The organism is Ideonella lacteola (genome assembly GCF_038066555.1).
GTDB classification, from domain to species: domain Bacteria; phylum Pseudomonadota; class Gammaproteobacteria; order Burkholderiales; family Burkholderiaceae_C; genus Ideonella; species Ideonella lacteola.
In genome coordinates this window covers 378,596-404,428 of sequence record NZ_JBBUTG010000005.1, presented here as the reverse complement: position 1 = coordinate 404,428, position 25,833 = coordinate 378,596, and the positions used below count along the sequence as shown (strand labels likewise).

The 25,833-nt window shown below is 65.2% G+C and carries 22 protein-coding genes and 1 tRNA gene; 10 read left to right on the top strand and 13 right to left on the bottom strand.

Going from position 1 to position 25,833, the window contains the following annotated elements; translation table 11 throughout:
- Positions 1-112 precede the first annotated feature (112 nt).
- The 10 genes from AACH06_RS11870 (at position 113) to AACH06_RS11825 (ending at position 9,555) form a co-directional block, all read left to right on the top strand.
- A complete protein-coding gene (locus tag AACH06_RS11870; protein ID WP_341425893.1) occupies positions 113-1,174 on the top strand; it encodes a patatin-like phospholipase family protein in 1,062 nt (353 codons plus the stop codon).
- Positions 1,175-1,399: 225 nt separating this feature from the next.
- A complete protein-coding gene (gene thrS, locus AACH06_RS11865) occupies positions 1,400-3,319 on the top strand; it encodes a threonine--tRNA ligase (protein ID WP_341425892.1) in 1,920 nt (639 codons plus the stop codon).
- 106 nt (positions 3,320-3,425) lie between these two features.
- Positions 3,426-3,950 carry a translation initiation factor IF-3 gene (gene infC, locus AACH06_RS11860; RefSeq protein ID WP_341425891.1) on the top strand — a complete coding sequence of 175 codons (525 nt, stop codon included), beginning with the start codon at positions 3,426-3,428 and terminating at the stop codon, positions 3,948-3,950.
- Between the two features lie 189 nt (positions 3,951-4,139).
- Positions 4,140-4,343 carry a 50S ribosomal protein L35 gene (gene rpmI, locus AACH06_RS11855; RefSeq protein WP_341425889.1) on the top strand — a complete coding sequence of 68 codons (204 nt, stop codon included), beginning with the start codon at positions 4,140-4,142 and terminating at the stop codon, positions 4,341-4,343.
- A 29-nt stretch (positions 4,344-4,372) separates the two neighbouring features.
- The gene (rplT, locus tag AACH06_RS11850; protein ID WP_329717331.1) at positions 4,373-4,729 is read left to right on the top strand and encodes a 50S ribosomal protein L20; all 357 of its coding nucleotides are present in this window, start codon (positions 4,373-4,375) and stop codon (positions 4,727-4,729) included.
- 120 nt (positions 4,730-4,849) lie between these two features.
- Positions 4,850-5,905 carry a phenylalanine--tRNA ligase subunit alpha gene (gene pheS, locus AACH06_RS11845; protein ID WP_341425887.1) on the top strand — a complete coding sequence of 352 codons (1,056 nt, stop codon included), beginning with the start codon at positions 4,850-4,852 and terminating at the stop codon, positions 5,903-5,905.
- 54 nt (positions 5,906-5,959) lie between these two features.
- The gene (gene pheT / locus AACH06_RS11840; protein WP_341425886.1) at positions 5,960-8,383 is read left to right on the top strand and encodes a phenylalanine--tRNA ligase subunit beta; all 2,424 of its coding nucleotides are present in this window, start codon (positions 5,960-5,962) and stop codon (positions 8,381-8,383) included.
- A gap of 40 nt (positions 8,384-8,423) precedes the next feature.
- The gene (locus AACH06_RS11835; RefSeq protein ID WP_341425940.1) at positions 8,424-8,810 is read left to right on the top strand and encodes an integration host factor subunit alpha; all 387 of its coding nucleotides are present in this window, start codon (positions 8,424-8,426) and stop codon (positions 8,808-8,810) included.
- 48 nt (positions 8,811-8,858) lie between these two features.
- Positions 8,859-9,332 (top strand): MerR family transcriptional regulator, encoded by a 474-nt coding sequence (locus tag AACH06_RS11830; protein ID WP_341425885.1) that lies wholly within the window; start codon positions 8,859-8,861, stop codon positions 9,330-9,332.
- Positions 9,333-9,478: 146 nt separating this feature from the next.
- A tRNA-Pro gene (locus AACH06_RS11825) sits at positions 9,479-9,555 on the top strand.
- A gap of 204 nt (positions 9,556-9,759) precedes the next feature.
- Here the strand turns inward: AACH06_RS11825 and AACH06_RS11820 are convergent.
- From AACH06_RS11820 to AACH06_RS11760, 13 genes are all read right to left on the bottom strand, one after another.
- Positions 9,760-10,347: a hemerythrin domain-containing protein gene (locus tag AACH06_RS11820; RefSeq protein WP_341425884.1), complete on the bottom strand. Its 588-nt coding sequence runs from the start codon at positions 10,345-10,347 to the stop codon at positions 9,760-9,762.
- A 116-nt stretch (positions 10,348-10,463) separates the two neighbouring features.
- Positions 10,464-10,751, bottom strand: coding sequence for a DUF2249 domain-containing protein (locus AACH06_RS11815; RefSeq protein ID WP_341425883.1), 288 nt, complete (start codon positions 10,749-10,751; stop codon positions 10,464-10,466).
- A gap of 196 nt (positions 10,752-10,947) precedes the next feature.
- Positions 10,948-11,622, bottom strand: a complete 675-nt coding sequence (locus tag AACH06_RS11810) for a carbonic anhydrase (protein WP_341425882.1) — start codon at positions 11,620-11,622, stop codon at positions 10,948-10,950.
- Entirely contained in the window at positions 11,622-12,401 is a 780-nt protein-coding gene (locus AACH06_RS11805) for a peptidylprolyl isomerase (RefSeq protein ID WP_341425881.1), read from the bottom strand. Before AACH06_RS11805 ends, AACH06_RS11810 begins: the two co-directional genes overlap by 1 nt.
- A 9-nt stretch (positions 12,402-12,410) precedes the next feature.
- Positions 12,411-13,226 (bottom strand): respiratory nitrate reductase subunit gamma, encoded by an 816-nt coding sequence (narI, locus tag AACH06_RS11800; protein WP_341425880.1) that lies wholly within the window; start codon positions 13,224-13,226, stop codon positions 12,411-12,413.
- On the bottom strand, positions 13,223-13,924 hold the full coding sequence (gene narJ / locus AACH06_RS11795; protein ID WP_341425879.1) for a nitrate reductase molybdenum cofactor assembly chaperone: 702 nt from the start codon (positions 13,922-13,924) through the stop codon (positions 13,223-13,225). Before narJ ends, narI begins: the two co-directional genes overlap by 4 nt.
- 10 nt (positions 13,925-13,934) lie before the next feature.
- The gene (gene narH / locus AACH06_RS11790; RefSeq protein ID WP_341425878.1) at positions 13,935-15,458 is read right to left on the bottom strand and encodes a nitrate reductase subunit beta; all 1,524 of its coding nucleotides are present in this window, start codon (positions 15,456-15,458) and stop codon (positions 13,935-13,937) included.
- A complete protein-coding gene (locus AACH06_RS11785; RefSeq protein ID WP_341425877.1) occupies positions 15,455-19,264 on the bottom strand; it encodes a nitrate reductase subunit alpha in 3,810 nt (1,269 codons plus the stop codon). The genes narH and AACH06_RS11785 overlap by 4 nt, the downstream gene beginning before the upstream one ends.
- Positions 19,265-19,277: 13 nt before the next feature.
- Positions 19,278-20,729, bottom strand: a complete 1,452-nt coding sequence (locus AACH06_RS11780; RefSeq protein WP_341425876.1) for an MFS transporter — start codon at positions 20,727-20,729, stop codon at positions 19,278-19,280.
- An 80-nt stretch (positions 20,730-20,809) separates the two neighbouring features.
- Positions 20,810-22,132 (bottom strand): MFS transporter, encoded by a 1,323-nt coding sequence (locus AACH06_RS11775; RefSeq protein WP_341425875.1) that lies wholly within the window; start codon positions 22,130-22,132, stop codon positions 20,810-20,812.
- 302 nt (positions 22,133-22,434) lie between these two features.
- Positions 22,435-23,100, bottom strand: coding sequence for a response regulator (locus tag AACH06_RS11770; RefSeq protein WP_341425874.1), 666 nt, complete (start codon positions 23,098-23,100; stop codon positions 22,435-22,437).
- A complete protein-coding gene (locus AACH06_RS11765; RefSeq protein WP_341425873.1) occupies positions 23,072-24,976 on the bottom strand; it encodes a type IV pili methyl-accepting chemotaxis transducer N-terminal domain-containing protein in 1,905 nt (634 codons plus the stop codon). The genes AACH06_RS11770 and AACH06_RS11765 overlap by 29 nt, the downstream gene beginning before the upstream one ends.
- Positions 24,977-25,021: 45 nt before the next feature.
- Positions 25,022-25,822: a Crp/Fnr family transcriptional regulator gene (locus AACH06_RS11760; protein ID WP_341425872.1), complete on the bottom strand. Its 801-nt coding sequence runs from the start codon at positions 25,820-25,822 to the stop codon at positions 25,022-25,024.
- Positions 25,823-25,833 lie beyond the last annotated feature (11 nt).

Genomic DNA, 25,833 nt, shown 5'->3' with positions numbered 1-25,833 from the left:
TGGCTGGCGTGCTTTGCCGGCCTGGACCGCCCCCCAAGGATGGAGGGGAGCGGTGCCGGCGATCCTCAACCTCTCAGAATCTCAGGTGTTTGTGAAGCCCCAGCTTGTTGCATTGCGTATCCTTGCCGGCCCTTCGGCCCGCGCCCAGCTGCGGCAAAAGGGCTTGCGGGCAGACGACGTTCGGGTCGTGCCCGGCGCGGCGGGGGGGCCCAAAGGGTTGGCGCTCAATGCATTGGACCGCTACCTGTTTGCGCGCTGGCTGCCGCGCTCGACGCAGCCGGTGCATCTGATTGGGGCCTCCATCGGCGCCTGGCGCCTGGCAGCCGCGTGCATGCCCGATGCGGATCGCGCCCTGGAGCGCCTGGCGGACGACTACATCAGCGCGGACTACTCCCGTGCCGACGGCCGACGACCATCGGCGCAGTCGGTCAGCGCGGATTTCGTCTCGACCGTGAATGAGCACTTTGGCGGGCGGCAGCGCGAACTGCTGTCGCACCCGCGCCTTCGGCTGCATGTGGTGGCCAGCCGCGGCCGTCATTTGCTGCATCGCGAGGGGCGGTGGCGCACGCCGGCGGGTTTCTTGACCGCGTTCGCCGTGAACATGGTCTCTCGCCGGGCGCTGGGGTCGTGGCTGGAGCGCGTCGTCTTCTCAGACCCGCGCGATCCGATTCCTTTCCCGCTCAGCGACTTTCCTTCCCGTCAGGTCTCGCTGACGGCGGACAACCTGCTGGAGGCGGTGATCGCCAGTTGCTCGATTCCGTTCTGGATGAAGGCGGTGCACGATGTGCCGGGCGGGCCCGCCGGGGCTTACTGGGACGGAGGCATCACCGACTATCACCTGCACTGGCGCTACGACGCTCTGGCAGATGGCTTGGCGCTGTATCCCCACTTTCAATCGTCGATCGTGCCCGGTTGGTTGGACAAGAACCTGCGCTACCGCCACCGCGCGACCCACGCCCTGGATCGCCTGGTGGTTCTGGCGCCGAGAACCGAATGGCTGGCCACGCTCCCGGGGGGCAAGCTGCCGGATCGCGGCGACTTTCAGCGCTACGGCAACGATCTGGCGGGACGGCAGGCCGCCTGGCGCAAAGCGGTCGCTGAAGGGCAGCGATTGGCCGACGAGTTCGCAGCGTTGGTCGAATCCAACGCCTCCATCGAGGCGGAGCCCCTTTGAACCCGGCTGGGGCAGCGCTTCGTGCCATGTCGTGGGCGCTCTGGGCCTACAATCGCCATTCACCTCAAAAAGAGCAGGAAAGGCAGCACGGGTTATGACACCGCGAACTACGACCTCCGGAGATTTTTCCTAGTCGGTCGGCCGCGGCTCGTTCACACACGTCTTTTCTCTTGCAACGAAGCGCGGCCACTGAGCCGCGTTTTTCGTTTCTGGATTGGATTCAAGATGATCAAGATTTCATTGCCTGATGGTTCGCAGCGCGAGTACCCGGCCCCGTTGACAGTGGCCGAGGTCGCGGCCTCGATCGGCGCCGGCTTGGCCAAGGCTGCGCTGGGTGGCCGCATCGGCCGGGGTGAGCAGGCCAAGCTGGTCGACACGAGCTACCTGATCGACGCCGACGTGCCGCTGGCCATCGTGACGGACAAGGATGCCGACGGGCTGGAGATGATCCGCCACTCGACGGCCCACCTGCTGGCCTACGCGGTGAAGGAGCTGTTCCCCGATGCGCAGGTGACGATCGGCCCGGTCATTGACAACGGCTTCTACTACGACTTCTCCTACAAGCGCCCCTTCACGCCGGATGATCTGGCGGCGATCGAGGCGAAGATGACCGAGCTCGCTAAGAAGGATGAAAAAGTCGAGCGTCGGGTGTTGCCGCGCGACGAAGCGGTCTCCTATTTCAAAGGTCTGGGCGAACACTACAAGGCCGAGATCATCGGCTCGATCCCGTCCAATGAAGACGTGTCGCTCTACCGCGAGGGCAAGTTCGAAGACCTGTGCCGCGGCCCCCATGTGCCGTCGACAGGCAAGCTCAAGCACTTCAAGCTGATGAAGGTGGCGGGCGCCTACTGGCGAGGCGACCACCGCAACGAGATGCTCCAGCGCATCTACGGCACCGCCTGGGCTTCGAAGGATGATCTGCAGAAGTACCTGACGATGCTGGAAGAGGCCGAGAAGCGGGACCACCGCAAGCTCGGCCGCGAGCTCGACCTGTTCCACCTCGATGAGCATTCGCCCGGTACGGTGTTCTGGCACCCCAAGGGTTGGACGGTGTGGCAGGAGGTGGAGCAGTACATGCGCCGCGTCTACCGTGACAACGGCTACCTCGAGGTCAAGGGGCCTCAGATCCTGGACAAGTCACTCTGGGAAAAGACGGGGCACTGGCAGAAGTACCGGGAAAACATGTTCACGACCGAGTCGGAAAAGCGTGACTACGCGCTCAAGCCGATGAACTGCCCGGGCCACATCCTGATCTTCAAGCAGGGCATCAAGAGCTACCGCGACCTGCCGTTGCGCTACGGCGAGTTTGGTCAGTGCCACCGCAACGAGCCCACGGGCGGCCTGCACGGGATCATGCGGGTGCGCGGATTCACGCAGGACGATGGCCACATCTTCTGCACCGAAGATTCCATCCTGCCGGAATGCGTGGAGTACACCGCGCTGCTGCAGCGCGTCTACGCCGACTTCGGCTTCAAGGAGATTCTCTACAAGGTGGCCACTCGGCCCGAGGCCCGCATCGGCACTGACGAAAGTTGGGACAAGGCCGAGCACGCGTTGATGGAAAGCCTGCGCCGCTCCGGCTGCGAGTTCGTGATCGCCCCGGGCGACGGGGCGTTCTATGGCCCGAAGATCGAATACACGCTGAAGGACGCATTGGGCCGTGAATGGCAGTGCGGCACGATGCAGGTCGATTTCTTCATGGCCGAGCGGCTCGGGGCTGAGTACGTCGAGGAGTCAGGCGAGCGCCGCACCCCGGTGATGCTCCACCGCGCCATCGTCGGAAGCCTGGAGCGCTTTATCGGCATCTTGATCGAGCAGCACGCCGGTGCTTTGCCGGTGTGGTTGGCGCCGACGCAGGTGGTGGTGTCGTCGATCACCGACGCCCAGGCGGACTATGTTGATTCAGTCGTGAAAACGCTGAAAAAACAAGGGGTTAGGGCAGTGGCGGATTTGCGCAACGAAAAGATCACGTATAAAATACGGGAGCATTCGTTGCAAAAGGTCCCGTTCATCCTGGTCGTAGGTGACAAGGAAAAGGCAAGCGGGGCCGTCGCGGTGCGCGCCCGAGGCAATCAGGATCTGGGCGTGATGTCCCTCGCAGACTTCCAATCGAAGCTCGCAGGTGACATTGCGGCCAAGGCTTGAGTTCTGCCTCGGTTTTCGTTCGCCGAACGTTTTTTTGTCGGGCTCTGCACTTGCCTCAGGGCCCGTTTGAGGGGTTTAAACCATCGCTACCTTTGCCGACCGTCGGATGCCCAACGTCGAGCGCAAGCATCGACTGAACCGTGAGATCACCGCCCTGAATGTGCGCCTGAACGGCGTCGACAACGAGCCGCTTGGCATCGTGAACATCCAGGAGGCCTTGCGAATGGCGGGCGAGGCTGACGTGGACTTGGTCGAAATCGCCGCTCAAGCTGATCCGCCGGTGTGCCGGCTGATGGACTACGGCAAGTTCAAGTACCAGGAACAGAAGCGCGCCGCCGAGGCGAAGGCCAAGCAGAAGGTCATCGAAGTCAAGGAAGTCAAGTTCCGGCCTGGTACCGACGAAGGCGATTACGCGATCAAGATGCGTAATCTGCGCCGATTCATCGCCGAAGACGGTGACAAGGGCAAGGTGACTCTGCGGTTCCGTGGCCGCGAGATCACCCACCAGGACATCGGTATGCGTCTGCTGGAGCGTATCCGTGACGAGTTGGCCGATGTGGCGGTGGTAGAGCACATGCCGAAGCTGGAAGGTCGCCAGATGATCATGGTGCTGGCGCCCAAGAAGCGCTGATTCGGTCGGGGTGCGATGGCACCCGACCTCCGCGCCGCTTGAGAAGCGGGCGAGCGGAGGGTGAAAGAGTTTTGAAGATTTCGCTCGGTGGTTTGGTCACCGCCGGGTTGAAGCAGAAGCCTCGGCAGGCTCGTCAAGTGTCACAGTACCCGGTGGCCGCCCAGCCAAGGCAATCGATAAGGAGCAGTCATGCCCAAAATGAAGACCAAGAGCGGGGCCAAGAAGCGCTTCCGCGTCCGTCCGGGTGGCACCGTCAAGCGCGGTCAGGCGTACAAGCGCCACATCCTGACCAAGAAGACCACGAAGAACAAGCGCCAACTGCGTGGTGCTGCCAACGTGCACGAGACCAACATGGGCCACATCGCCGCGATGATGCCCTTCGCTGGCCTCTGATCTTCTGACGGACTGAAAGGAAACCATCCATGCCTCGCGTCAAACGTGGTGTAACCGCCCGCGCCCGTCACAAGAAGATCCTGGCCCTGGCCAAGGGCTTCCGTGGTCGCCGCAAGAACGTCTTCCGCATCGCCAAGCAGGCGGTGATGAAGGCGGGCCAATACGCCTACCGTGACCGCCGCACCAAGAAGCGCGTGTTCCGCCAGCTTTGGATTGCCCGTATCAACGCGGCAACCCGTGGCCTGGGCCTGACCTACAGCAAGTTCATCGCCGGCTTGAAGAAGGCCCAGATCGAACTCGACCGCAAGGTGCTGTCGGACATGGCCATTCACGATCCGGCTGCTTTTGCTGCCATCGTCGACAAGGTGAAGGCCCAGCTGAGCTGATACCGCTGACGGTCTTCGATGGGCCCGGTGACGGGCCTGCCGGAAACCGCACAGGCACTCCAAGGCCGTCACCTGTTGGTGCGGCCTTTTTTATTTCGCTTTCCATTTCTCGCTTCGCCCATGAACGACCTCGATCAACTGGTGGATGCCGCGCGTGCCGACTTCGACGCCGCTGAAACGCCGGCCGAGCTGGAGAACGCCAAGGCCCGATTCCTGGGCAAGTCTGGCCGTGTCACCGAGCTGCTCAAGGGTTTGGCCGCGCTCAGCGCGGATGACAAGAAGACCCGCGGTGCCGAAATCAACCAGACCAAGCAGCGCATCGAAGCAGCGCTGACCGCGCGCCGCCAATCGCTGGCCGATGCGGAGCTGCAGGCGCAGCTCAAGGCCGAGGCTCTGGACGTCACCCTGCCCGGCCGCCAACGTGGTTCTGGCGGCTTGCACCCGGTGTCACGCACGATCGAGCGCATCGAGGGCATCTTTGGGTCGATGGGTTTCGACGTGGCCGACGGTCCGGAAATCGAAACCGACTGGATGAGTTTCACGGCGTTGAACAACCCCGAGAACCACCCGGCGCGCTCGATGCAGGACACCTTCTACGTCGACATGAAGGACGATGAAGGCCGTTGGCTGAACCTTCGCCCCCACACCAGCCCGATGCAAGTGCGCTACGCGCGTGCCCACGCCGCGCGGCACGCCGAAGCGCTGGCCAGGGGGGAGGCGATTCCCGAGATCCGTGTGATCGCGCCGGGCCGCACCTACCGCGTCGACAGCGACGCCACCCACTCGCCGATGTTCCACCAGTGCGAAGGCCTGTGGATTGGCGAGAACGTCAGCTTCAAGGACCTGAAGGCGGTGTTCGCCGACTTCTTCCGCCATTTCTTCGAAACGGATGATCTGACGATCCGCTTTCGCCCCTCGTTTTTCCCATTCACCGAGCCTTCGGCCGAGGTGGACATCGCCTTCGCACACGGCCCGCTCAAGGGCCGGTGGCTGGAGGTGGCGGGGTCGGGCCAGGTGCACCCGAACGTGGTGCGCAACTTCGGTCTCGACCCCGAGCGCTACATCGGCTTTGCGTTCGGCATGGGCCCCGACCGGCTCACCATGCTGCGCTACGGTGTGAACGACCTGCGCCTGTTCTTCGATGGCGACCTGCGATTCCTGTCGCAGTTCCAGTGACGCGGTGGTGCCGCGGATGCCGTCGACCCTGAACACAGAAGACTGAATCGATCCATGCAATTCCCAGAATCCTGGCTGCGCGAGTTTTGCAACCCGCCGCTCTCCACCGCCGAACTGGCCCATCTCCTGACCATGTCCGGCATGGAGGTCGAAGAACAGAAGCCCGTCGCCCCCCCGTTCTCAGGCATCGTCGTGGCCGAAATCGTCGAGGCGGAGCAGCACCCGAATGCCGATCGACTGCGCGTGTGCCGCGTCGATGCCGGCCCGTTCAGCAAGGACGGCCCGCTGCAGATCGTGTGCGGCGCGCCCAATGCCCGGGTGGGTATCCGCGTGCCGCTGGCCACGGTGGGCGCACAGCTGCCGCCCGGCGAAGATGGCAAGCCCTTCGAGATCAAGGTGGGCAAGCTGCGTGGCGTGGAGAGCTTCGGCATGTTGTGCTCGGCGCGCGAGCTGAAGCTGTCGGAAGACCACGGTGGCTTGCTCGAGTTGCCGCTGGACGCGCCGCTCGGCCAGGACATCCGCCAGTACCTGAAGCTCGACGACACGCTGTTCACCCTCAAGCTCACGCCGAATCTGGCGCATGGCCTGTCGGTCTATGGCATCGCACGCGAGGTGTCGGCCCTCACCGGCGCACCGCTGAAGGTGCCCAGCTTTGAACCCGTGGCGCCGCGCCACGATCAGCGCTTGCCCGTGACGGTGCACGCAGCCGATCTTTGCGGCCGCTTCTCCGGCCGCGTGGTGCGGGGGGTCAACCCGAAGGCTACAACGCCCGCCTGGATGGTGGAGCGCCTGGCCCGCTGTGGCCAGCGCAGTGTTTCGGCGCTGGTCGACATCTCGAACTATGTGATGTTCGAGTACGGCCGGCCATCGCACATCTTCGATCTGGACAAGATCCATGGCGGTCTGCACGTGCGCTGGGCCCGTCAGGGCGAAACGCTGAAGCTGCTGAACGGCAACACGATCGAGCTGGACGAGCAGGTGGGCGTGATCGCGGATGAGGCGCAGGTCGAGTCGCTCGCCGGCATCATGGGCGGCGATTCCACCGCCGTGTCTGACGACACCACCAACATTTACATCGAGGCCGCATTCTGGTGGCCGAATGCGGTGTCCGGGCGCTCGCGTCGCTACACCTTCTCGACCGATGCCGGCCATCGGTTTGAGCGTGGCGTCGATCCGGCGTTGACGGTGGAGCACATCGAGCACATCACCCGCTTGGTGCAAGAGATTTGTGGCGGCGATGCGGGCCCGATGACCGATTGGCAGGGGGCCTTGCCTGAAGCCAAGCCGGTGGTGCTTCGCGTGGCGCGAGCCTCGAAAGTCATTGGCATGCCAATCAGCCAGGAGGAGTGCGCCAGCGTGCTGCGCCGCCTCGGGCTGAGCTTCACCGAAGCCGAGGGCATGCTCACCGTCACGCCGCCGAGCTGGCGTTTTGACATCGCGATCGAGGAAGACCTGATCGAGGAAGTGGCCCGCGTGATGGGCTACGACCGCCTGCCGTCCACGCCGCCCCTCGCACCGGTCAAAGCGCAAGTGCGCGTCGAATCGCAACGCGGCGCCTACGCCGTGCGCCGCGCCGTGGCCAGCTTGGGTTACCAGGAGACGATCAACTTCAGCTTCGTCGAAGAGCGATGGGAGCGCGAGCTGGCCGGCAATGCCGACCCCATCAAGGTGCTCAACCCGATCGCCGCCCCGCTGGCGGTGATGCGCTCCAGCGTGCTCGGAAGCCTGGTGCAGGTGCTTCGCTACAACCTGTCACGCAAGGCGGCGCGGGTTCGTGTATTCGAAGTGGGCCGTGTTTTCCGCCGCGATGCGTCAGTGGCCGCCAGCGACAGCACGGTTCAGGGCATTGCCCAGCCGGCGCGCGTGGCGGGGCTGGCTTATGGCCCCACGGTGGTGCAGCAGTGGGGGCAGGCCGAAAAGGCTGTCGACTTCTTTGACGTCAAGGGCGACGTCGAGGCGTTGCTGGCACCACGCGTGGCCAAGTTTGTCGCGGCGGAACACCCGGCCATGCACCCAGGGCGTTGTGCGGCGGTGGAGCTGGACGGCCAGATCATTGGCCACGTCGGTGAATTGCATCCTCGCTGGCGCCAGGCCTATGAATTGCCGCTCGCACCGGTGATGTTCGAACTCGACCTGGCGGCGGTGCAACGTCGCGATGTGCCCCAAGCGCAGCCGGTGCCCCGGCAGCAGGCCGCCGTGCGTGACCTGGCGCTCGTGGTGTCTGAGCAAGTCACCCACGACGCCTTGACGGCGACGCTTCGCGCGGATGCCGATGGCCTTGTGCGCAGCGCTGTGTTGTTCGATATCTACAAGCCGGCCGCGCCCACTGTCGACATCCCCGCTGGTCACCGCAGCCTTGCCGTTCGGCTGGAAATGCTGGATGACGATGCCACCTTGACCGACGATCGCATCGACGCAGCTGTGGCGCAGGCCGTGGCGCGGGCGCAAGCGGCGCATGGCGCCCGCCTGCGCGGTTGAGATGGGACGACACACGCACTGATTTCAAAGGCTGTTGCGCATGCTGCCCGATTCGAATTCCGACCCCATCGACACACCATCGCCGGTGGACCGCGTCATCCTGCCCTCGCTTGAAACGCCCACGCTCACAAAGGCCGAGCTGGCTGAACTGCTGTTCGAGCGTCTGGGCCTGAACAAGCGCGAGTCGAAGGACATGGTCGAAGCGTTCTTCGAGATCGTCAACGAGGCGTTGGTGCAAGGCACCGACGTCAAGCTCTCCGGCTTCGGCAATTTCGCCATCCGCCGCAAGGCACCTCGCCCAGGACGCAACCCGCGCACCGGCGAACCGATCCCGATCAAGGCGCGCAACGTGGTCACCTTTCACGCAAGCCACAAGTTGAAAGCGATTGTTCAGGGCGACGTACCCCCTGCGGAGGAGTTCGAGTAAAGTTTGAGCAACCCGCCCTGAGCGAGTTGAATTCGCACGCCCATACACATGGACTCTGGCTCTTCCCGCCTGCCCGCGATTCCCGCCAAGCGCTACTTCACCATTGGTGAGGTCAGTGAGCTGTGTGGCGTGAAGCCGTATGTGCTGCGGTACTGGGAGCAAGAATTCAGCCAGCTCAAGCCGATGAAGCGGCGAGGCAATCGCCGCTACTACCAGCACCACGAAGTGCTGCTGATCCGGCGGATTCGGGATCTGCTCTACGATCAGGGATTCACCATCAGCGGGGCGCGCAATCGCCTGTCCGAGTCACCCGTCCTGGACGATGTCGACGACAACCTGCCGGATTCGCTGCCCGAGCCGCACACGCTGCCGCCGGCTGCCATGGCAGCGTCAGCGCCGGCGATGGCTGCGCTGAGCCACCCCGCAACGGCGGAGCTGCGCTTGCCCGTGCTGCCCGCCAATCCCAGCGTCGAACAGGTGCGCGACGAGTTGCTCGCCATCCGCGACTTGCTCGTTTTCTAGCGCCCGGTCCTGCCGGCTCGGCTGGCCTGGTCAGACCAGGCGGTGGTTGCTTGCCGCGAGCGCCTGTTGTCTTCGCCGCACGAACAGTCGAAAAATGCGCGAGATGCCGATGAGTGCCCAATACCAAGTTATACTGCGAGCTTCGTCGGGGTGTAGCGCAGCCTGGTAGCGCACTTGCATGGGGTGCAAGGGGTCGCGAGTTCGAATCCCGCCACCCCGACCATTGAACGCAGAAACCCGGTGTCCGAAAGGGCGCCGGGTTTTTTCGTTGGTAGACCACGCCGGATCTTCTCGCCTCCGTCGATTCAGGTGCGACATCGTTCCCTGCGGTGCGATGACGCAGTCGCCGGCCTCTTCATGGTCTGAAGGGCCGGGGCACGGTGCGGGCCGGGCGAGCCGCCGCCGCCGCACAGACGGCGCGCCGCCGTCAGGCGATTGCCGGCCCCAGCCCGATGGGTGCGGGTACGAGGTGGACGATGCGGGAGAAGAGGGCCGAGTAGGCCGCCTCGGGTTCTAGACCGGCAAAGGGGTCGCGGTTGGCGGCGAAGGCTTCGTCCAACTCGGCCCAGTCTTCAGGCGTCAACACGCGCTCGGCGAGGGGCAGGATCTCGCGCTCTTCCTTGGCCATGTGAGACAGATAGAAGTCGACATACTTCGACAGCTTCTCTTCAAAGGCCGCGCGGCGCGGCTCGCCCATCACCTCGTACGCGAGCAAGGCATGCTCCAGTTCTCGGATGCGCAACTCGCCGCGCGAGTGGTCTGCATCCAACTGATCCAGCAAATCGCGGTGCAGCGGGGTGCGTGCCCTCAGCTTGGGGAACAGCAGCGCCGATTCCTTGTGATGGTGGCGCTTCTCCGGAAACTCGTCCATGTAGAACAACATGGCGCGCAAGGCTGAAAAATCGGGTGATTCTTGCGGGTCGCGTCGCTGCGCCAGCAGCAGCGGGATGGATCGAAGCATCGCCGCCAGCGCCTCATGCTCGCGGCGAATGATCTGAAGGCACAGCTTCGGCATGGGTGTCTCCCGCACGCCCTGCCTCGGGCGCTCAATGCTGTGATCGTGGACCGCGCCGCGTCGGTGGGCCTTGCGCCACGTCAATGTCCAGACGAAGGGCGCGTTGGCCTCTGCGCTCACACGCAGGCGCAGCCGCCTCCACAGGGCACCTCGCGCTCGCGGTGGCTCAGGCGCACCACGCGCACGCGCCACGCCACCGGCCCGATTTCGGTGGGCGCCCAGCTGAAGCCTGCAGGCTGGCGCAGCCGGAATTCGGTCTGCAGTGGTGCCAGATCCTCGTCAGAGAGCAGCTCCATCGACTGGCCCGATTGCAGCAACCGGTAGGTGTTGAACAGAAGTGCGACCCGATCACGCGCCGGGATGTCGCGCAGATCGATTTGGGTGCCATAGGTGGTCAACGACATGAATGCCTCCGTCAAGGGTTGAAGCGTTCCGGGCATCGTCGGTGCCTATCGACGATGTGGTTTTGACCTCGGGCAAAGGCTGTCGACGGCCAGGGGACGTTGCCTGTCGATGGTGGTCGCGTAGCCCGGACAAGGGACCGCATGATTCTGGGCCGACACAGGTCGCCGTTCGCCTGCGGAGCTCGCCTGATCGAGGTCAACAGCGCCGGGCGATCGTGTCGCTCGCGTCGGCGTCGGCATCTGCCCGCGACTCTTCCAGCCGCGATGCCGGCACAAAGCTGCCGGTGCGCACATCGAACACGTTGACTTCGCCGGCCTCGATCACGTAGTGCCAGCCGTGCAAAGTCAGCTCGCCTGCGTCGACACGGCGGCGAACCATCGGGTAGTCCATCAATCGTTCGAGTTGTAAGGCGATCGACCGCTGTTCCGTTCGGCGCAGGGCCTCCGGGCTGGGCTGCACGGGAAGCGTGGCATCGCGGGCCAAGTCGAGCCAGGTGCCGAGATTCACCGCTTCGGGCGAAATGTCTTCGTACAGCGCACGGATCGCGCCGCAGTGGGTGTGGCCGCACACGATGATGCGCTTGACCCTCAGTTGCAGCACCGCGAACTCGATGGCCGCAGACGTGCCGTGGTGACCACCGTCGCGTGTGCCGCAGCACGGGGGCACGAGCGCGCCGACGTTGCGCACCATGAACAGATCGCCGGGCCCGGTGCCGGTGAGCAAGTAGGGCACGAGTCGCGAATCCGAACAGCCGATGAACAGCGTGGTCGGATGCTGGCCTTGGTCGACCAGCGCCTGGAACTGCACCCGGTAGCGCGGGAAGGCATCCTCGCGGAAGCGGCGCAACCGTTCGAGCAGTTCGTCGGGCATCACTGCACCAGCGGACTGAACGAGCCCTCGAGCGCCACGCCTTCCAACCGGGCACGGCCGGCGAGCAGCAACAGGTATTGCCGCAGTGCATGCGCCCATGCCTGCTGCTTCAGGCGCATGGCCACCGCCGGCTTGACCTGCTCAAAGCTCGGCTCCAACCCTGACTCGCGTCTGGTGATCTCGACGATATGGAAGCCGAACCGGCTTTGCACCAGGCGCGGCAGGACGCCGATCGTCTGCTGGCCGAAGACCTCCTGCGCGAGCTCCGGCGCGCAGTCGTCGCGGGTGGTCCAGCCCAGTTCGCCGCCTCGTGCGCCGGTGGGGCAGTTGGACCATCGGCGAGCCGCCTGGCCGAAGTCGTCTGAGGTGGGCTCGGCACAACGCAGCTCGAACAGCAGCGCCTCCGCGCGCTGCCGCAATGCCAGCACGTTCACACCCGGGGTGACCGCGAACAGCACATGGCGCAGGGCGAGCCGCTCGCCGTGCGCATAGCGCGCCGCGTTCGCTTCGAAATAGCACCGGCAGGCCTCTTCCGTTGGCTCGGGGGTTTCGAAGGCGTCTTCCAACAATGCCTCGATGGCGCCAGCGACCGAGTTGGTCGTATCGCGTGGGTCGCCCGTGTCGTGCAGATAGCCCCGCGCGATGGCTTCCTGCCGCAGCAATTCGGTGCAGGCCAACTGGCGGATCAGATCGGGCGTCAGTTGAGCGCCAGGCGTGTGCAGGGCCACGCCGTTGACGCGGGCCGTTTCGGCCATCGCGGCCATGTCGATCGCACTCATGGTGTCTCCTCAGGCCTGGGCTTCGCGGGTGGTGGGCGCCGGCACGCTGCGTGGCGCACTCGTCGGCAGCGGGGCGGGTGAAGCGGCGTTGAGGCCGTGCTGAGGCGAAAGGTGTCCGTGCGGCACATTGAGCCGGCGGCTTCGCACCATCTGATAAGGCCGAATCGCATAGGCCAGCGTGCCGAAGCCGCTCCACACATGCACCAGTCGTGTGAAGGGGAAGATCAGGAAGATCGTCATGCCCAGCGCCATGTGGGTCTTGAAGACCCAGCTCGCATCGGCCAGCAGCTCAATCCCGCCAGATCGGAAGGTGACGACCCGCTGTGCCCATTCGGCGAGCTTCATCATCATGCCGCCGTCCAGGTGGTGGGCCGACAGCGGGATCGTCGCCAAGCCAAGCGCGAACTGCACCCACAGCAGCATCAGCAGCACGATGTCGCTGGTCTTCGAGGTGGCGCGGATGCGCTCGTCCGACAGCCGGCGGTGCAGCAGCAGGCTCACGCCGGCAAAGCCCAGCAGCCCGAACAGGCCGCCCGAGACCATCGCCACGAGCTGCTTGGCGCCGGCGCTGATGAGGGGCTCGTAGAGGAAGTGCGGCGTCAGCATGCCGACCGTGTGGCCGGCCATCAGGAACAGGATGCCGAGGTGGAACAGGTTGCTGCCCCAGCGCAGGCTGCCCGCGCGCAGCAGCTGTGAAGAGTCGCTCTTCCAGGTGTACTGATCGCGATCGAAGCGGATGAGGCTGCCGAGCAGGAAGACGCTGAGGCAGATGTAGGGGTAGTAGCCGAACAGCAGGGTGTCCAGCCAGAGGCTTGTCGTGTTCATGCGGATGCTCCTTGCGCGGAGGACGCAGGTCTATTCTTGGGCCCGTTCGTCGCGGTACGGACGATCTGGATCGGCTGCGGCGTGTCGGGGCTGGCCTGTCCGCGCGTGCTGCAGCCGGCGAAGGCGGGAGGCTCGGCCCAGGCTTCGTCCATGTCTTCGTCGGGCACGACAGGCACCGCCTGCACCTTCTGGCCGGCGAGTTCCAACACCGCGGCCAGCACCGACGCATACGGGTTGTCGCGCTCGCGCAGTGCGCTGAACACGGCCGTTAGGATGTGGGCCATCTCGCCGAGGAAGTCGCGAGCCACGCGTTCGGGCTGCGTCGAGGCGAATTCGAGCACCACCGCGAGGTGGTCCGGCAGTTCGTCTTCGGCCAGCAACAGGCCGGCTCGCTCGTACATCTGGCCCAGGTCGACGAGCGCCGGACCGCGGTCGCGCGAATCGCCATGCACGTGTTCGAACATGTGCAGCGAGGTGGCACGGCCACGGTCGAAGGTGTCGACATAGCGCGACTCCACCTCGAATGCATCCGACGCCTGCAACTGTTTCAGCAGCGCATCCAGCTCGGCAAGCCGGCCCTTGGGCAGGGCTTGTTCATCGGCCAAGGCCTGGCGGATATCGGGCGCGGCCTGGCGAAAGGCCGCGTCCGGGTAGCGCAGCATCGCGGCCAGCGCACGCATCGTGTAGCTCTTCTTCATTTGTCTCTCCTCACACCGTGGCCTTGATCGGGATCGTGCGGCGCTTCTTGCCGCCGAACAGCGAGGTCTCGGAGGCGCCGTCCGAGCAGCCGTTGCCGAACGAGAACCCGCAGCCGCCGCGCAGGTCGAAGGTGTTCTCGGCGTATTCGCGGTGAGTCGTCGGGATGACGAAGCGGTCTTCGTAGTTGGCGATGGCCATGATCTTGTACATGTCCTCGACCTGCTCGACGCTCAGCCCGCACTGCTTCAATGCCGCGAGGTTCTCGGTGCCGTCGACATGCTTGCTGCGCTGGTAGGCGCGCATCGCCAGCATGCGGTCGAGTGCGCGCACCACCGGCTGGGTGTCGCCGGCCGTCAACAGGTTGGCCAGGTACTGCACCGGGATCCGCAGGCTCGCGACATCGGGGATCTCGCCGTTGATGCCGACGTGGCCCGCATGGGCCGCCGCGGTGATCGGCGACAGCGGCGGGATGTACCAGACCATCGGCAGCGTGCGGTACTCGGGGTGCAACGGCAGCGCGACCTTCCAGTCCATCGCCATCTTCCACACCGGGCTGTTGCGCGCGGCGATCAGCCAGGGCTCGGGGATGCCGTCGGCACGGGCCTGCTCGATCACCTTCGGATCGTTCGGATCCAGGAAGATGTCGCACTGTGCCTGGTACAGGTCGCGGTCACGCTCGATGCTCGCCGCGTGTTCGATGCGGTCGGCGTCGTACAGCATCACGCCGAGGTAGCGGATGCGGCCCACACAGGTTTCCGAGCAGACCGTGGGCTGGCCGGCCTCGATGCGTGGGTAGCAGAAGATGCACTTCTCGGCCTTGCCGCTTTGCCAGTTGTAGTAGATCTTCTTGTACGGACAGCCCGACACGCACATGCGCCAGCCGCGGCACTTGTCCTGGTCGATCAGCACGATGCCGTCTTCCTCGCGCTTGTAGATCGAGCCTGAGGGGCACGAGGCGACGCACGCCGGGTTCAGGCAGTGCTCGCAGAGCCTGGGCAGGTACATCATGAAGGTGTTCTCGAACTCGCCGTACATCTCTTTCTGGATGTCGTCGAAGTTCTTGTCCTTCGAGCGTTTGGAGAATTCGCCGCCGAGGATCTCCTCCCAGTTCGGGCCCCATTCGATCTTCTGCATGCGCTGGCCGGTGATGAGGCTGCGCGGGCGGGCGGTCGGCGCGGCCTTCGATTCAGGCGCCGACTGCAGGTGGTCGTAGTCGAAGGTGAACGGCTCGTAGTAGTCGTCGATCTGCGGCAGGTTCGGGTTGGCGAAGATGCGCATCAGCAGCTTCCACTTGCCGCCCTGCTTGGGCTCGATCGAGCCATCGGCATGGCGTGTCCAGCCACCGTTCCACCTGTCCTGGTTCTCCCAGTCTTTCGGGTAGCCGATGCCGGGTTTGGTCTCGACGTTGTTGAACCACGCGTATTCCATGCCGGGACGGTTGGTCCAGACGTTCTTGCAGGTGACGGAGCAGGTGTGGCAGCCGATGCACTTGTCGAGATTGAGCACCATGCCGATCTGGGCGCGGACTTTCATTGCTGTTCTCCATCCAACCAATCAACGCGATTCATCTTCCGCACCACCACGAACTCGTCTCGATTGGTGCCGATGGTTCCGTAGTAGTTGAAGCCGTAGCTCAGCTGTGCATAGCCGCCGATCATGTGGGTGGGCTTGGTCACGATGCGGGTCACCGAGTTGTGGATGCCGCCGCGCTGGCCGGTGATCTCGCTGCCCGGTGTGTTGATGATCTTTTCTTGGGCGTGGTACATCATCGTCATGCCGGGCTTCACCCGCTGGCTCACGACTGCACGCGCTGCAATGGCGCCATTGGCGTTGAACAGCTCGATCCAGTCGTTGTCCACGATGCCGGCCGACTTCGCGTCGTCTTCCGACAGCCACACCACCGGGCCGCCTCGGTTGAGCGTCAGCATCATCAGGTTGTCGCTGTAAGTGGAATGGATGCCCCACTTCTGGTGCGGCGTGATGAAGTTCAGCGCGATCTCCTTGTGGCCGTTGGGCTTGATGCCCTGGGCGCCAGCCACCGCCTTCAAATCGACCGGCGGCCGGTAGCTGGTGAACTCCTCGCCGAAGGCGCGCATCCAGGCGTGGTCCTGGTAGAACTGCTGCCGCCCGGTCAGGGTGCGCCAGGGGATCAGCTCGTGCACGTTGGTGTAGCCGGCGTTGTACGAGACCTTGTCGCTTTCTAGCCCGCTCCAGGTGGGCGAGCTGATGATCTTGCGCGGCTGGGCCTGCACATCACGGAAGCGGATCTTCTCGTCCTCGCGGTGCAGCGCCAGGTGGGCGTGCTCGCGGCCTGTGATCTTGCTGAGAGCCTCCCAGGCCTTCACGGCAACTTGGCCGTTGGTCTCGGGCGCGAGCATCAGGATGACCTCGGTCGCGTCGATGTCGCTCTCGATCTTCGGCATGCCCTTGGTGGGCCCGGCGGTGTGCACCTTGCCATTGAGCTCGGCCAGTTGGCGCACCTCGTCGACGGTGTTCCAGGCGATGCCCTTGCCGCCGTTGCCTACCTTCTCCATCAGCGGGCCCAGTGCGGTGAACCGTGCGTAGGTGGCCGGATAGTCGCGCTCGACCACCGCGAAATTCGGCCCGGTCTTGCCGGGAATCAGGTCGACTTCGCCGCGCTTCCAGTCTTTCACGTCGAGCGCCTGGGCCAGTTCGGCCGGCGTGTCGTGCATCAGCGGCGTCATCACCACTTCCTTCTCGACCCCCAGGTGGCCGACGCAGAGTTCGCTGAAGGCCTTGGCGAATCCTTTGTAGATCTCCCAGTCGCTGCGGGCCTGCCAGGCCGGGTCCACGGCTGCGGACAACGGGTGGATGAACGGGTGCATGTCGCTGGTGTTGAGGTCGTTCTTCTCGTACCAGGTGGCGGTGGGCAGCACGATGTCCGAGTACAGACACGTGGTGCTCATACGGAAGTCGAGCGTCACCAGCAGGTCGAGCTTGCCTTCAGGGGCCTGGTCGTGCCAGCGCACCTCCTGCGGCTTGGCGTCGCCTCGCCCGGTGCCGGGCCGCCCCAAACCGGGCGAACCCCCTTGGGGCGCATGGGGGTCCCATTCACCGAGGTCTTTGCCCTGCACGCCGTGCGACGTGCCCAGCAGGTGCTTGAGGAAGTACTCGTGGCCCTTGCCGGACGAGCCCAGGATGTTGGAGCGCCACACGAACATGTTGCGCGGCCAGTTGTCGGGGTGGTCAGGGTCTTCGCAGCTCAGCTGCAGCGAGCCGTCCTTCAGGCTGTCGACGATGTGCCGAAGCGGCTCTTTGCCTTGCGTGGTGGCGGCCTTCACCACGTCGAGCGAACTGGTCTTGAACTGGGGATACGAAGGCAACCAGCCCATGCGCTCGGCGCGCACGTTGTAGTCGATCAGGCTGCCGCCGAATTCTTGTCTGTCGGCCAGCGGCGAGAGCACTTCGTCCACACCGAGGCGCTCGTAGCGCCACTGGTCGGTGTGGCTGTAGAAGAAGCTGGTCGAGTTTTGCTGGCGCGGCGGGCGAACCCAGTCGAGCGCGAAGGCCAGGGCGGTCCAGCCGGTCTGCGGCCGCAGCTTCTCCTGGCCCACGTAGTGCGACCAGCCACCGCCCGATTGACCGATGCAGCCGCAGAGCATCAGCATGTTGATGATGCCCCGGTAGTTCATGTCGCAGTGGTACCAGTGGTTCATCGCCGCGCCGATGATCACCATGGATTTGCCGTGCGTCTTGTCGGCGTTGTCGGCGAATTGGCGTGCCACCGTGATGGCCTGGTCCCGCGGTACGCCGGTGATCTTTTCCTGCCAGGCGGGCGTGTACGGGGTGTCTTCGTCGTGGCTGGCCGCACCGTCGCCAAAGCCGCGGTCCACGCCATAGTGCGCGGCCAGCAGGTCGAACACGGTGGCGACGAGCACACTGCGGCCGGCGCCCAGCTGCAGGCGCCGCGCGGGCACCTTGCGCACCAGCACGTCGCTACCCTGGTTGTTGGCCTTGAAATGCGGCGTCTCGATGCCGGCGAAGTACGGGAAAGCCGCGTCGACCAGTTCGTGGCCTTCGCCCTCGATGGCCGACAGGCGCAGGTGCACCTTCTCGCCGCCGCGGGCTTCGCGGTCTTCGAGGTTCCATTTGCCGCTGTCGTCGCGGTCCTGTGCGCCCCAGCGGAAGCCGATCGAGCCATTGGGCACGACGATGCTGCCGTCGTCATTGAAGGCGAGCGTCTTCCATTCGGCGTTGTTCGATTGGTCCAGGGCGCCGTCGAAGTCGCTGGCGCGCAGGTAACGCTTGCTGGCGAGCACCTTTCGACCATCCGGCAGCGTCCGCTCTTCGAGCTGAACCAGCATCGGCAGGTCGGTCAGGCGGCGGGCATAGTCATCGAAGTACGCCGACCGCTTGTCGAAGTAGAACTCCTTCAGGATCACGTGGCCCATTGCCATCGCGAGTGCCGCGTCGGTGCCCTGCTTGGGGTGCATCCAGAGGTCAGCCAGCTTGCTGACCTCGGCGTAGTCGGGCGTGACCGCCACCGTCTTTGCGCCCTTGTACCGCACCTCGGTGAAGAAGTGGGCGTCGGGCGTGCGGGTCTGGGGCACGTTGGAGCCCCAAGCGATGATGAAGGTGGAGTTGTACCAATCGGCCGATTCGGGCACGTCCGTCTGCTCGCCCCAGGTTTGCGGGCTCGACGGGGGCAGGTCGCAGTACCAGTCGTAGAAGCTCATGCACACGCCGCCGATCAGCGACAGGTAGCGTGAGCCGGCAGCGTAAGAGACCATCGACATCGCCGGAATCGGCGAGAAGCCGATGATGCGGTCGGGGCCGTGCTTCTTGATGGTGTGGATGTTGGCCGCCGCCACGATCTGGATGACCTCGTCCCAGGTCGAGCGCACGAAGCCGCCCAGCCCGCGCTGGCGTGTCCAGTCGTCACGCGAGCTGGGGTTCTCGACGATGCTGGCCCAGGCATCGACCGGGCTCTTGGCAACGGCCAGGGCGGCGCGCCAGTGCTTGAGCAATCGGCCGCGCACCATCGGGTACTTCACTCGGTTGGCGCTGTAGAGATACCAGGAGTACGACGCACCCCGCGCGCAGCCGCGCGGTTCGTGATTGGGCAGATCCGGGCGAGTGCGCGGGTAGTCGGTTTGCTGGGTTTCCCAGGTGACGATGCCGCCTTTGACATAGATCTTCCACGAGCACGAGCCGGTGCAGTTGGTGCCGTGGGTGCTGCGCACGATCTTGTCGTGTTGCCAGCGGCTGCGGTAGGCGTCTTCCCAAGTGCGGTCTTCGCCGGTGACCACGCCGTGGCCGTCCGAGAAGCTCTCCTTGGGTTGCGAGAAATGGGTGAGTCGATCGAGGAAGTGGCTCATTGGGTGCTCCGAATCAGCAAGGCATGGGCGCGTTGCGGCGCGCGTAGTTCCACCACGTGATGCAGATGCACAGGACGTAGAAGGAGAGGAAGGTGTAGAGCGCGGCTTCGGGACCACCGGTGATGGCGATCGAGGTGCCGTAGCTCTTCGGGATGAAGAAGCCGCCGTAGGCCGCCATCGCACCGGTGAAGCCCAGCGTCGCGGCGCCTTCGGTGTTGCCTTCCTTGGTCGCCTGTGCCACGGCTTGCGCATCGTTCTTGTCGACGCCGCGCAGCTTCAGGTTCAGGAAGATCACCGGGATCATCCGGAAGGTGGAGCCGTTGCCGATGCCGGTGGTCATGAACAGCACCAGGAACATCGCGAAGAAGCCTGCAAAACTGCCCTCGGCGGGGCCCCACGGCAGGGCAAACGCCGAAGCCTGGCCCTTGGGCAGGAACCAGATGACGCCCAGCACCGCGAGTGCCATCACGATGAAGTTCCAGAAGGTGACGCGGGCGCCGCCGAGCTTGTCCGCCAGCCAACCGCCGAATGGCCGAATGGTCGCGCCGACCAGTGGGCCCAGCCAGGCGTAGGCGAGTGGGTTGACGCCAGGGAACTGGCTCTTGATCAGCAGTGGGAAGCCGGCGGCGTAGCCGATGAAGGAGCCGAACGTGCCCAGGTACAGCACGCACATCAGCCAGTTGTCCTTGCGCTGGAAGATGGTGGCCTGGGTGGCGAACGATGCCTTCGCGTCGGCGATGTCGTTCATGCCGAACCAGGCCGTGATAGCGGCGATGAGGATCCAGGGCACCCAGATGAAGGCGGCGTTCTGCGTCCACACCTGCAACGTCTGGTTGTTCTTGACGATGGTCTGCGCCTCACCGCCGAACACGCCGAAGATGCCGGCGGTGACCACCAGAGGGCTCAGGAACTGCACCACCGAGACACCCAGGTTGCCGAGTCCGGCGTTGACGCCGAGCGCCGATCCCTTGCGCTCCTTCGGGAAGAAGAAGCTGATGTTGGCCATGCTCGAGCTGAAGTTGCCACCACCCAGGCCGCACAGCAGCGCCAGTGTCAGCATGGTCGGGTAGGTGGTGGTGTTGTCCTGCACGGCGAGGCCGATGCCTACCGCGGGGATCAGCAGGGTGGCGGTGGAGATGGCCGTCCATCGCCGGCCGCCGACGAGCGGCACGATGAAGGAGTAGAAGATGCGCAGCGTCGCCCCTGAAAGGGCCGGCGCTGCGGCCAGCCAGAAGAGCTGGTTGGTCGAGTACTTGAAGCCGAGTGCAGGCAGGCCGACGGCGACCACGCTCCACACCTGCCAGATGGCGAATGCGAGGAACAGCGCCGGCACCGAGATCCAGAGATTGAGCTTGGCGATCGCTTCGCCTTCACGCTCCCAGAAGGCCTTGTCCTCCGGGGTCCAGATTTGCAGCGTGCGGCCCTTTCGGGCCGGCTGCGCGTAGGGGGCAGCGGTAGATGCCATGGTGTGTCCTTGATGACCTGTGGGGCGTGTCGAGGGCTTGGCGCCCGGACGACACACAAGAGGTGGAGGCGACCCGCGGCTTAGGCCGTGGTGGCGTGCGCGGTGGGACGGGATGCCGCGTCACCGAACAGCGTGGCGCAGCGCACTTCGGTGAAGTACATCCAGATCAGCGAGACCCAGACCACGCCGTACAGCAACATGAAGGCCGATGAGCGCACGGCGGTGATGTCCAGCAAGGCGCCGAAGAGGATGGGCAGCACGAAGCCGCCCAGGCCGCCCGCCAGCCCAACGATGCCGCTGATGGCGCCAATGTTCTGCGGGTAGTCGTCGCTGATGTACTTGAAGACGCTCGCCTTGCCGAAGGCCCAGGCGATGCCCAAGACGAACATCAGCCCGGTGAAGCCGTAGACGTTCAGGCCGATCTCGAAGGTGGCCGGGCCATGAACCGTCTGCACGGTGAACTGGGTCTGCGGGTATGAGAGCAGGAACAGGCAGATCCAGCTCACCCACATCACCCACCAGGTCACCGAGTGGGCGCCGTACTTGTCGGACAGCCAGCCGCCCACGGCGCGCAGCACGCCGCCCGGCAATGAAAAGCAGGCAGCCAGCAGCGCGGCCACGCGGATATCCAGGCCGTATTCACCGACGTAGTACTGGACCATCCACAGCGAGAGCGCCACGTACCCGCCAAAGACGATGCTGTAGTACTGGCAGTACTTGAGCACGCGTGGATCCTTCAGCGCCTTGAGCTGGTCGGTGAAGCTCAGTTGGCTCGGCACGCGGTGCGAGGGGTCGCTGGCGCTGAACAGCCAGAATAGCACCAGCACGCCCAGCATCACCGCGGCGTAGACCTTGGGCACCATCGACCAGCCGAAGGCCACCAGCAGGGCTGGCGCGATGAACTTGTTCACCGCTGCACCCGAGTTGCCGGCGCCGTACACGCCCATCGCAAAGCCCTGGCGGTTCTTCGGGAACCAGCGCGCCACATATGGTGTGCCGACCGAGAAACTGCCACCGGCCAAACCCACGAACAGGCCAATGACGAGGAAGTGCCAGTACGCGGTGGCGTAGCTCATCAGCCAGATCGCGGGGATCACCGCCGCCATCAGCGCGGCCATCACGATGCGGCCGCCGAACTTGTCCGTCCAGATACCCAGCGGCACGCGGATCAGCGAGCCCGTCAGCACCGGCATGGCGGTGAGCAGGCCGAACTGGGTGGCGTTGAGGTCGAGCGCCTTTCGGATCGGGATGCCGATCACGCCAAACATCATCCAGACCATGAAGCACGCGGTGAAGGCCAGCGTGCTGACGATCAGGACGGCGGTGCGGCTGGCATGGACCGGTGCCGCGGCGTGATGGGGGTTGCGAGTGGGTGCCTTGACGGCGATGTCTGCGGCGGCCATGTATCCTCCTTCGGATACATGCCACTGTGGCCGTCGCGGCCCATTCAGACCATTCTCCGGTGGTGGGTACCGGGCGAGGCAGAAGAACGAGGCGAGGGCGCCGCGGGATCGTTCGAAAGAACTATTGGCCTGTAACGCTTAACTCGGAAGCGGCTGCCGACGCGATACGGCACGCACTGCGGCGTTGCGAATGCTCGCGATGCCACGAGGCATCGCTGCGCTTCGTGCCTTGCATGGCATACCGTCTCGCACCGTCCTCCACCCCGATTTAAACGTTACAGGCCACTGGCTGTCGGATTTTCCTAGTTCAGCGCGATGCCGCGCTCACTGGCGAACACGGCGGCCTGTACGCGTGAGCTGAGGTGGAGTTTGCGCAGGATGTGCTGCACGTGGATCTTCACCGTGGTTTCGGCGATGTCCAGCTGGCGCGCGATTTCTTTGTTGCTGGCCCCACGGGCCAGCTGGCGCAGTGTGTCGCGCTCGCGCGGTGAGAGGCTGTCGAGCGGGTCCGGTGGTCGAGTCGCCGCGCCGGCGGTGGCGTTGGCGTTTTGAAATGCGGCGACCAGCTTGGGCATCATGTCGGGGCTCACGACGGAATCGCCGCCCACGCAGCGCTCGATCGCGGCCCGCAGGTCATCGCTGTCGATCGTCTTCAACAGGTAGCCGTGGGCCCCATGGCGCAAGGCGCTGGCGAGGTCGGCTTCGTCCTCGCTGACAGTGAGCATCATCACGCGGGCATCAGGGGCCGCCTCTTTGAGGCCGGGCAGCGCATCGACGCCGCGCACGCCGGGCAGGTGGTTGTCCAGAAGGATGATGTCGGGTTGCAGCTCGGCCGCGCGCCGTTGTGCCTCGCCCGCGTCACCGGCTTCGCCCACCACCTGCAGCCGATCGTGCTGCGAGAGCAAGGCGATGAGGCCGCGCCGGAACAAGGTGTGGTCGTCAACCACCAGCAGTCGAATAGGCGGCATCTTGGATCTCCGTGTCTTGGGGGCAGGCGGGCGGCGCCACCGTCAAGATGACCGCCGTGCCTCGTCCGGGCGTGGAGCGCACCTCCAGCCGGGCGCCGATGCGCGCAGCACGCTCGGCCATGATGCGCAGGCCCACATGGTCTTCCCCGGTCCGCGACTGGGTATTGAAGCCTTCGCCGTCATCGGCCACGGTGAAGCGCCAGTGGGGGGCCTGCTGCACTTGCACCGACACTTGGCGCGCACCCGCGTGCTTGCGGACGTTCGACAGGGCCTCCTGCACGATGTGCAGCACCTGCACCTGGACATCGTTGGGCAAGGCCACGCCGTGACCCTGGATGTCGATCTCGGTGGTGAGACCGGTTTGCAACTGGAACTTGCGCAGCGTGGTGCGGAGCGCCGGTTCGATGTCTTCGGTGTCGGCGCGAGTGCGGAAGTGCATCAGCAACTCGCGCACGTCGCCGTAGCTCTCGAGTACGCCCGTCTCGATTTCGCCCATGCTGCGATCGATGCCGGGCTGGTCGCGCCGGCCCAGGGCGCCGCGCAGCAGCTGGACCTGGATCTTCAGGAAGGCCAGCGACTGCGCGATGCTGTCGTGCAGCTCTTGCGCCAGCAGGCCGCGCTCGTTGGAGACCGCGGCTTCCTTTTCCACCGCGGCCGAGCGCAGGCCTTCCATGCCGCCGGCAAGATGGCTGGCCAGCAGCTCAATCAGTGATTGATCGATGTCGGTCGAATCGGGGCCGGTGCGGTAGAAGAGATCGATTTCGCCGTGGATGCGATGGTGCAGACTGACGGGAATGGTCAGCAGCGTTTGGAAGCCGGCCTTCTGGCAGCGGCCGTGACCATCGACGGCATCGCGTATTGGGATGACGCGCGAGGCCGGAGCGATCGAGCCTCGGCCGGCCTGGCCGCAGTGGCAGTCCCCCGCTGACAGGCATTGTTCTTCGGCGGCGAAGGTGGGCGGCAGCCCTTCGTGTGCGAGCAGCAGGTAGCGGCGGTTGTCCGCGTCGGACCAGCGCAGCGCCATGCCGTCGGCCCGCGCGATGCGGCGCACTTTCTGCACGAAGCCCTTGGCCATGTCGTCCAGCGTATCGGCGGTGGCAATGAATGCGCTGACTTCGTACAGCGCGGACAGGCGTTCGCGCTGGGCCTGCAGATCGGCCGTCTTCAGGCGAACGGTCTCTTCCAGCGTGGCGTACTGGGCCTCAAGGCGTTCGGCCATCGTGTTGAAGCCATCGGCAAGCTCCTGGAACTCGGCGCTGGGCATCGCATCGACCCGGGCGGACAGGTGACCGCCTCGCAAGGCGGCGATCGCAGCGCCCAGGCGGCGCAGCGGATCGAGCACGGTGATGTGGCTGGTGTAGAGCAGCAGCATCGCACCGATCACGGCCAACGCGACCATCGTCAGCTGGAAGGCCCGCAGCGCGGACGTCCAGTACGCGAGCCGCTGCTCGATGGCTTGCACCAGGTTGTCGATGGCCGAGACGAGGGTGGCCGCCGGCGCCGCGTCGACCTGCGCGTCATGAGTGAGCAAGGTGTTGAACACCGCCCACGCCTCGTTGGCGCGGGCCAGCCCGGCCCGGGTGTCGTCGGAGGAGGGCACGAACAGTGGCCGCGACGGATCGCCGTCTCGCAGCAGCGCCAGGGTGCGTTCGAACGCTGCGATCTGCAGCGGAAGGGCTTCACGCCGACCTTGCGACACGTCGAAGGCCATGCGGTAGGTCATCATCCGCATCCGGCCGGCTTCGTTGACCGCTGCCGCACCCCCTTCGAGCTGCCATGTCACCCACAGGCTCACGGTGATCGAGGCCAGCGCCACCGCCAGGAACACCACGCCGGTCAAGACGAGGCGCAGAGCGAGTGAGCGAGGTGTGGCCATGCCGCGCACTCTAGGTGTGCGGTGGCGGATACGGCTTGCGTTGCGTCAAGCGCCGGGGCGGTGCGCCAAGGACGCGCGCCCGGCGAGTCGGCTCAGGGCCTCGACGTCCAGCACGTCCACCGAATAGCCTTTGACCGCAATGCAGCCGAGCGCGCGCAAACGCGCCAGGGCACGCGAGAAGGTTTCTGGTGAGGTGCCGAGCTCTGAGGCCAGCAGTCGCTTGTGCTGGTCCAGCTTCACCCGCGCCGGCCCAGGTTGGGCGGGGCTCAGGTGATCGAGCAGCCATCCGGCCAGGCGGCTCGGCACGTCTTTGACGGCGAGCTCGCGGGCCGTGTCGGTGGTCTGTCGGATGCGCAGGGCCAGTGCCTCGATCAGCAGCTGGGCCACGCGAGGCCGCTCATTGCACAGTGCCTGCACTTCCTCCAGCGGCAGTTCGTACACCACGGCGTCGGTGGCGGCCACCGCCTCTTCGAACAGCGCACCGCCTAGCCACGCGCTGGCCACGTCCAGCCATTCGCCGGCGTTGGCCCCGCGTGTCTGGCGCCAGTGGCCTTGCGCGTCGTGCATGCCCACCGACACACGTCCCCGAGCGACCAGCCACAGCGATGAATTGGGCGACCCGTGCTGCAACACCGGCGCATGGGCCGCGAACGCGTGGCGGATGGCGATTTGGGCGAGCAGGGAGGCATCGGCCGGATCGAGCTCAGAGGGATGGAAGGCGCGCTGCAGCGCATCCGCCACGGCCGAGCCGCTCGTGGCGTCGAAGGCCGCAGTGCGTGACGACGAATGGCGTGGCGAGGGAGCGTCGGGGCGCTCCAGCGTGACAGTGGCGGTGTCCGTTCCCATGAGCTGGCTCC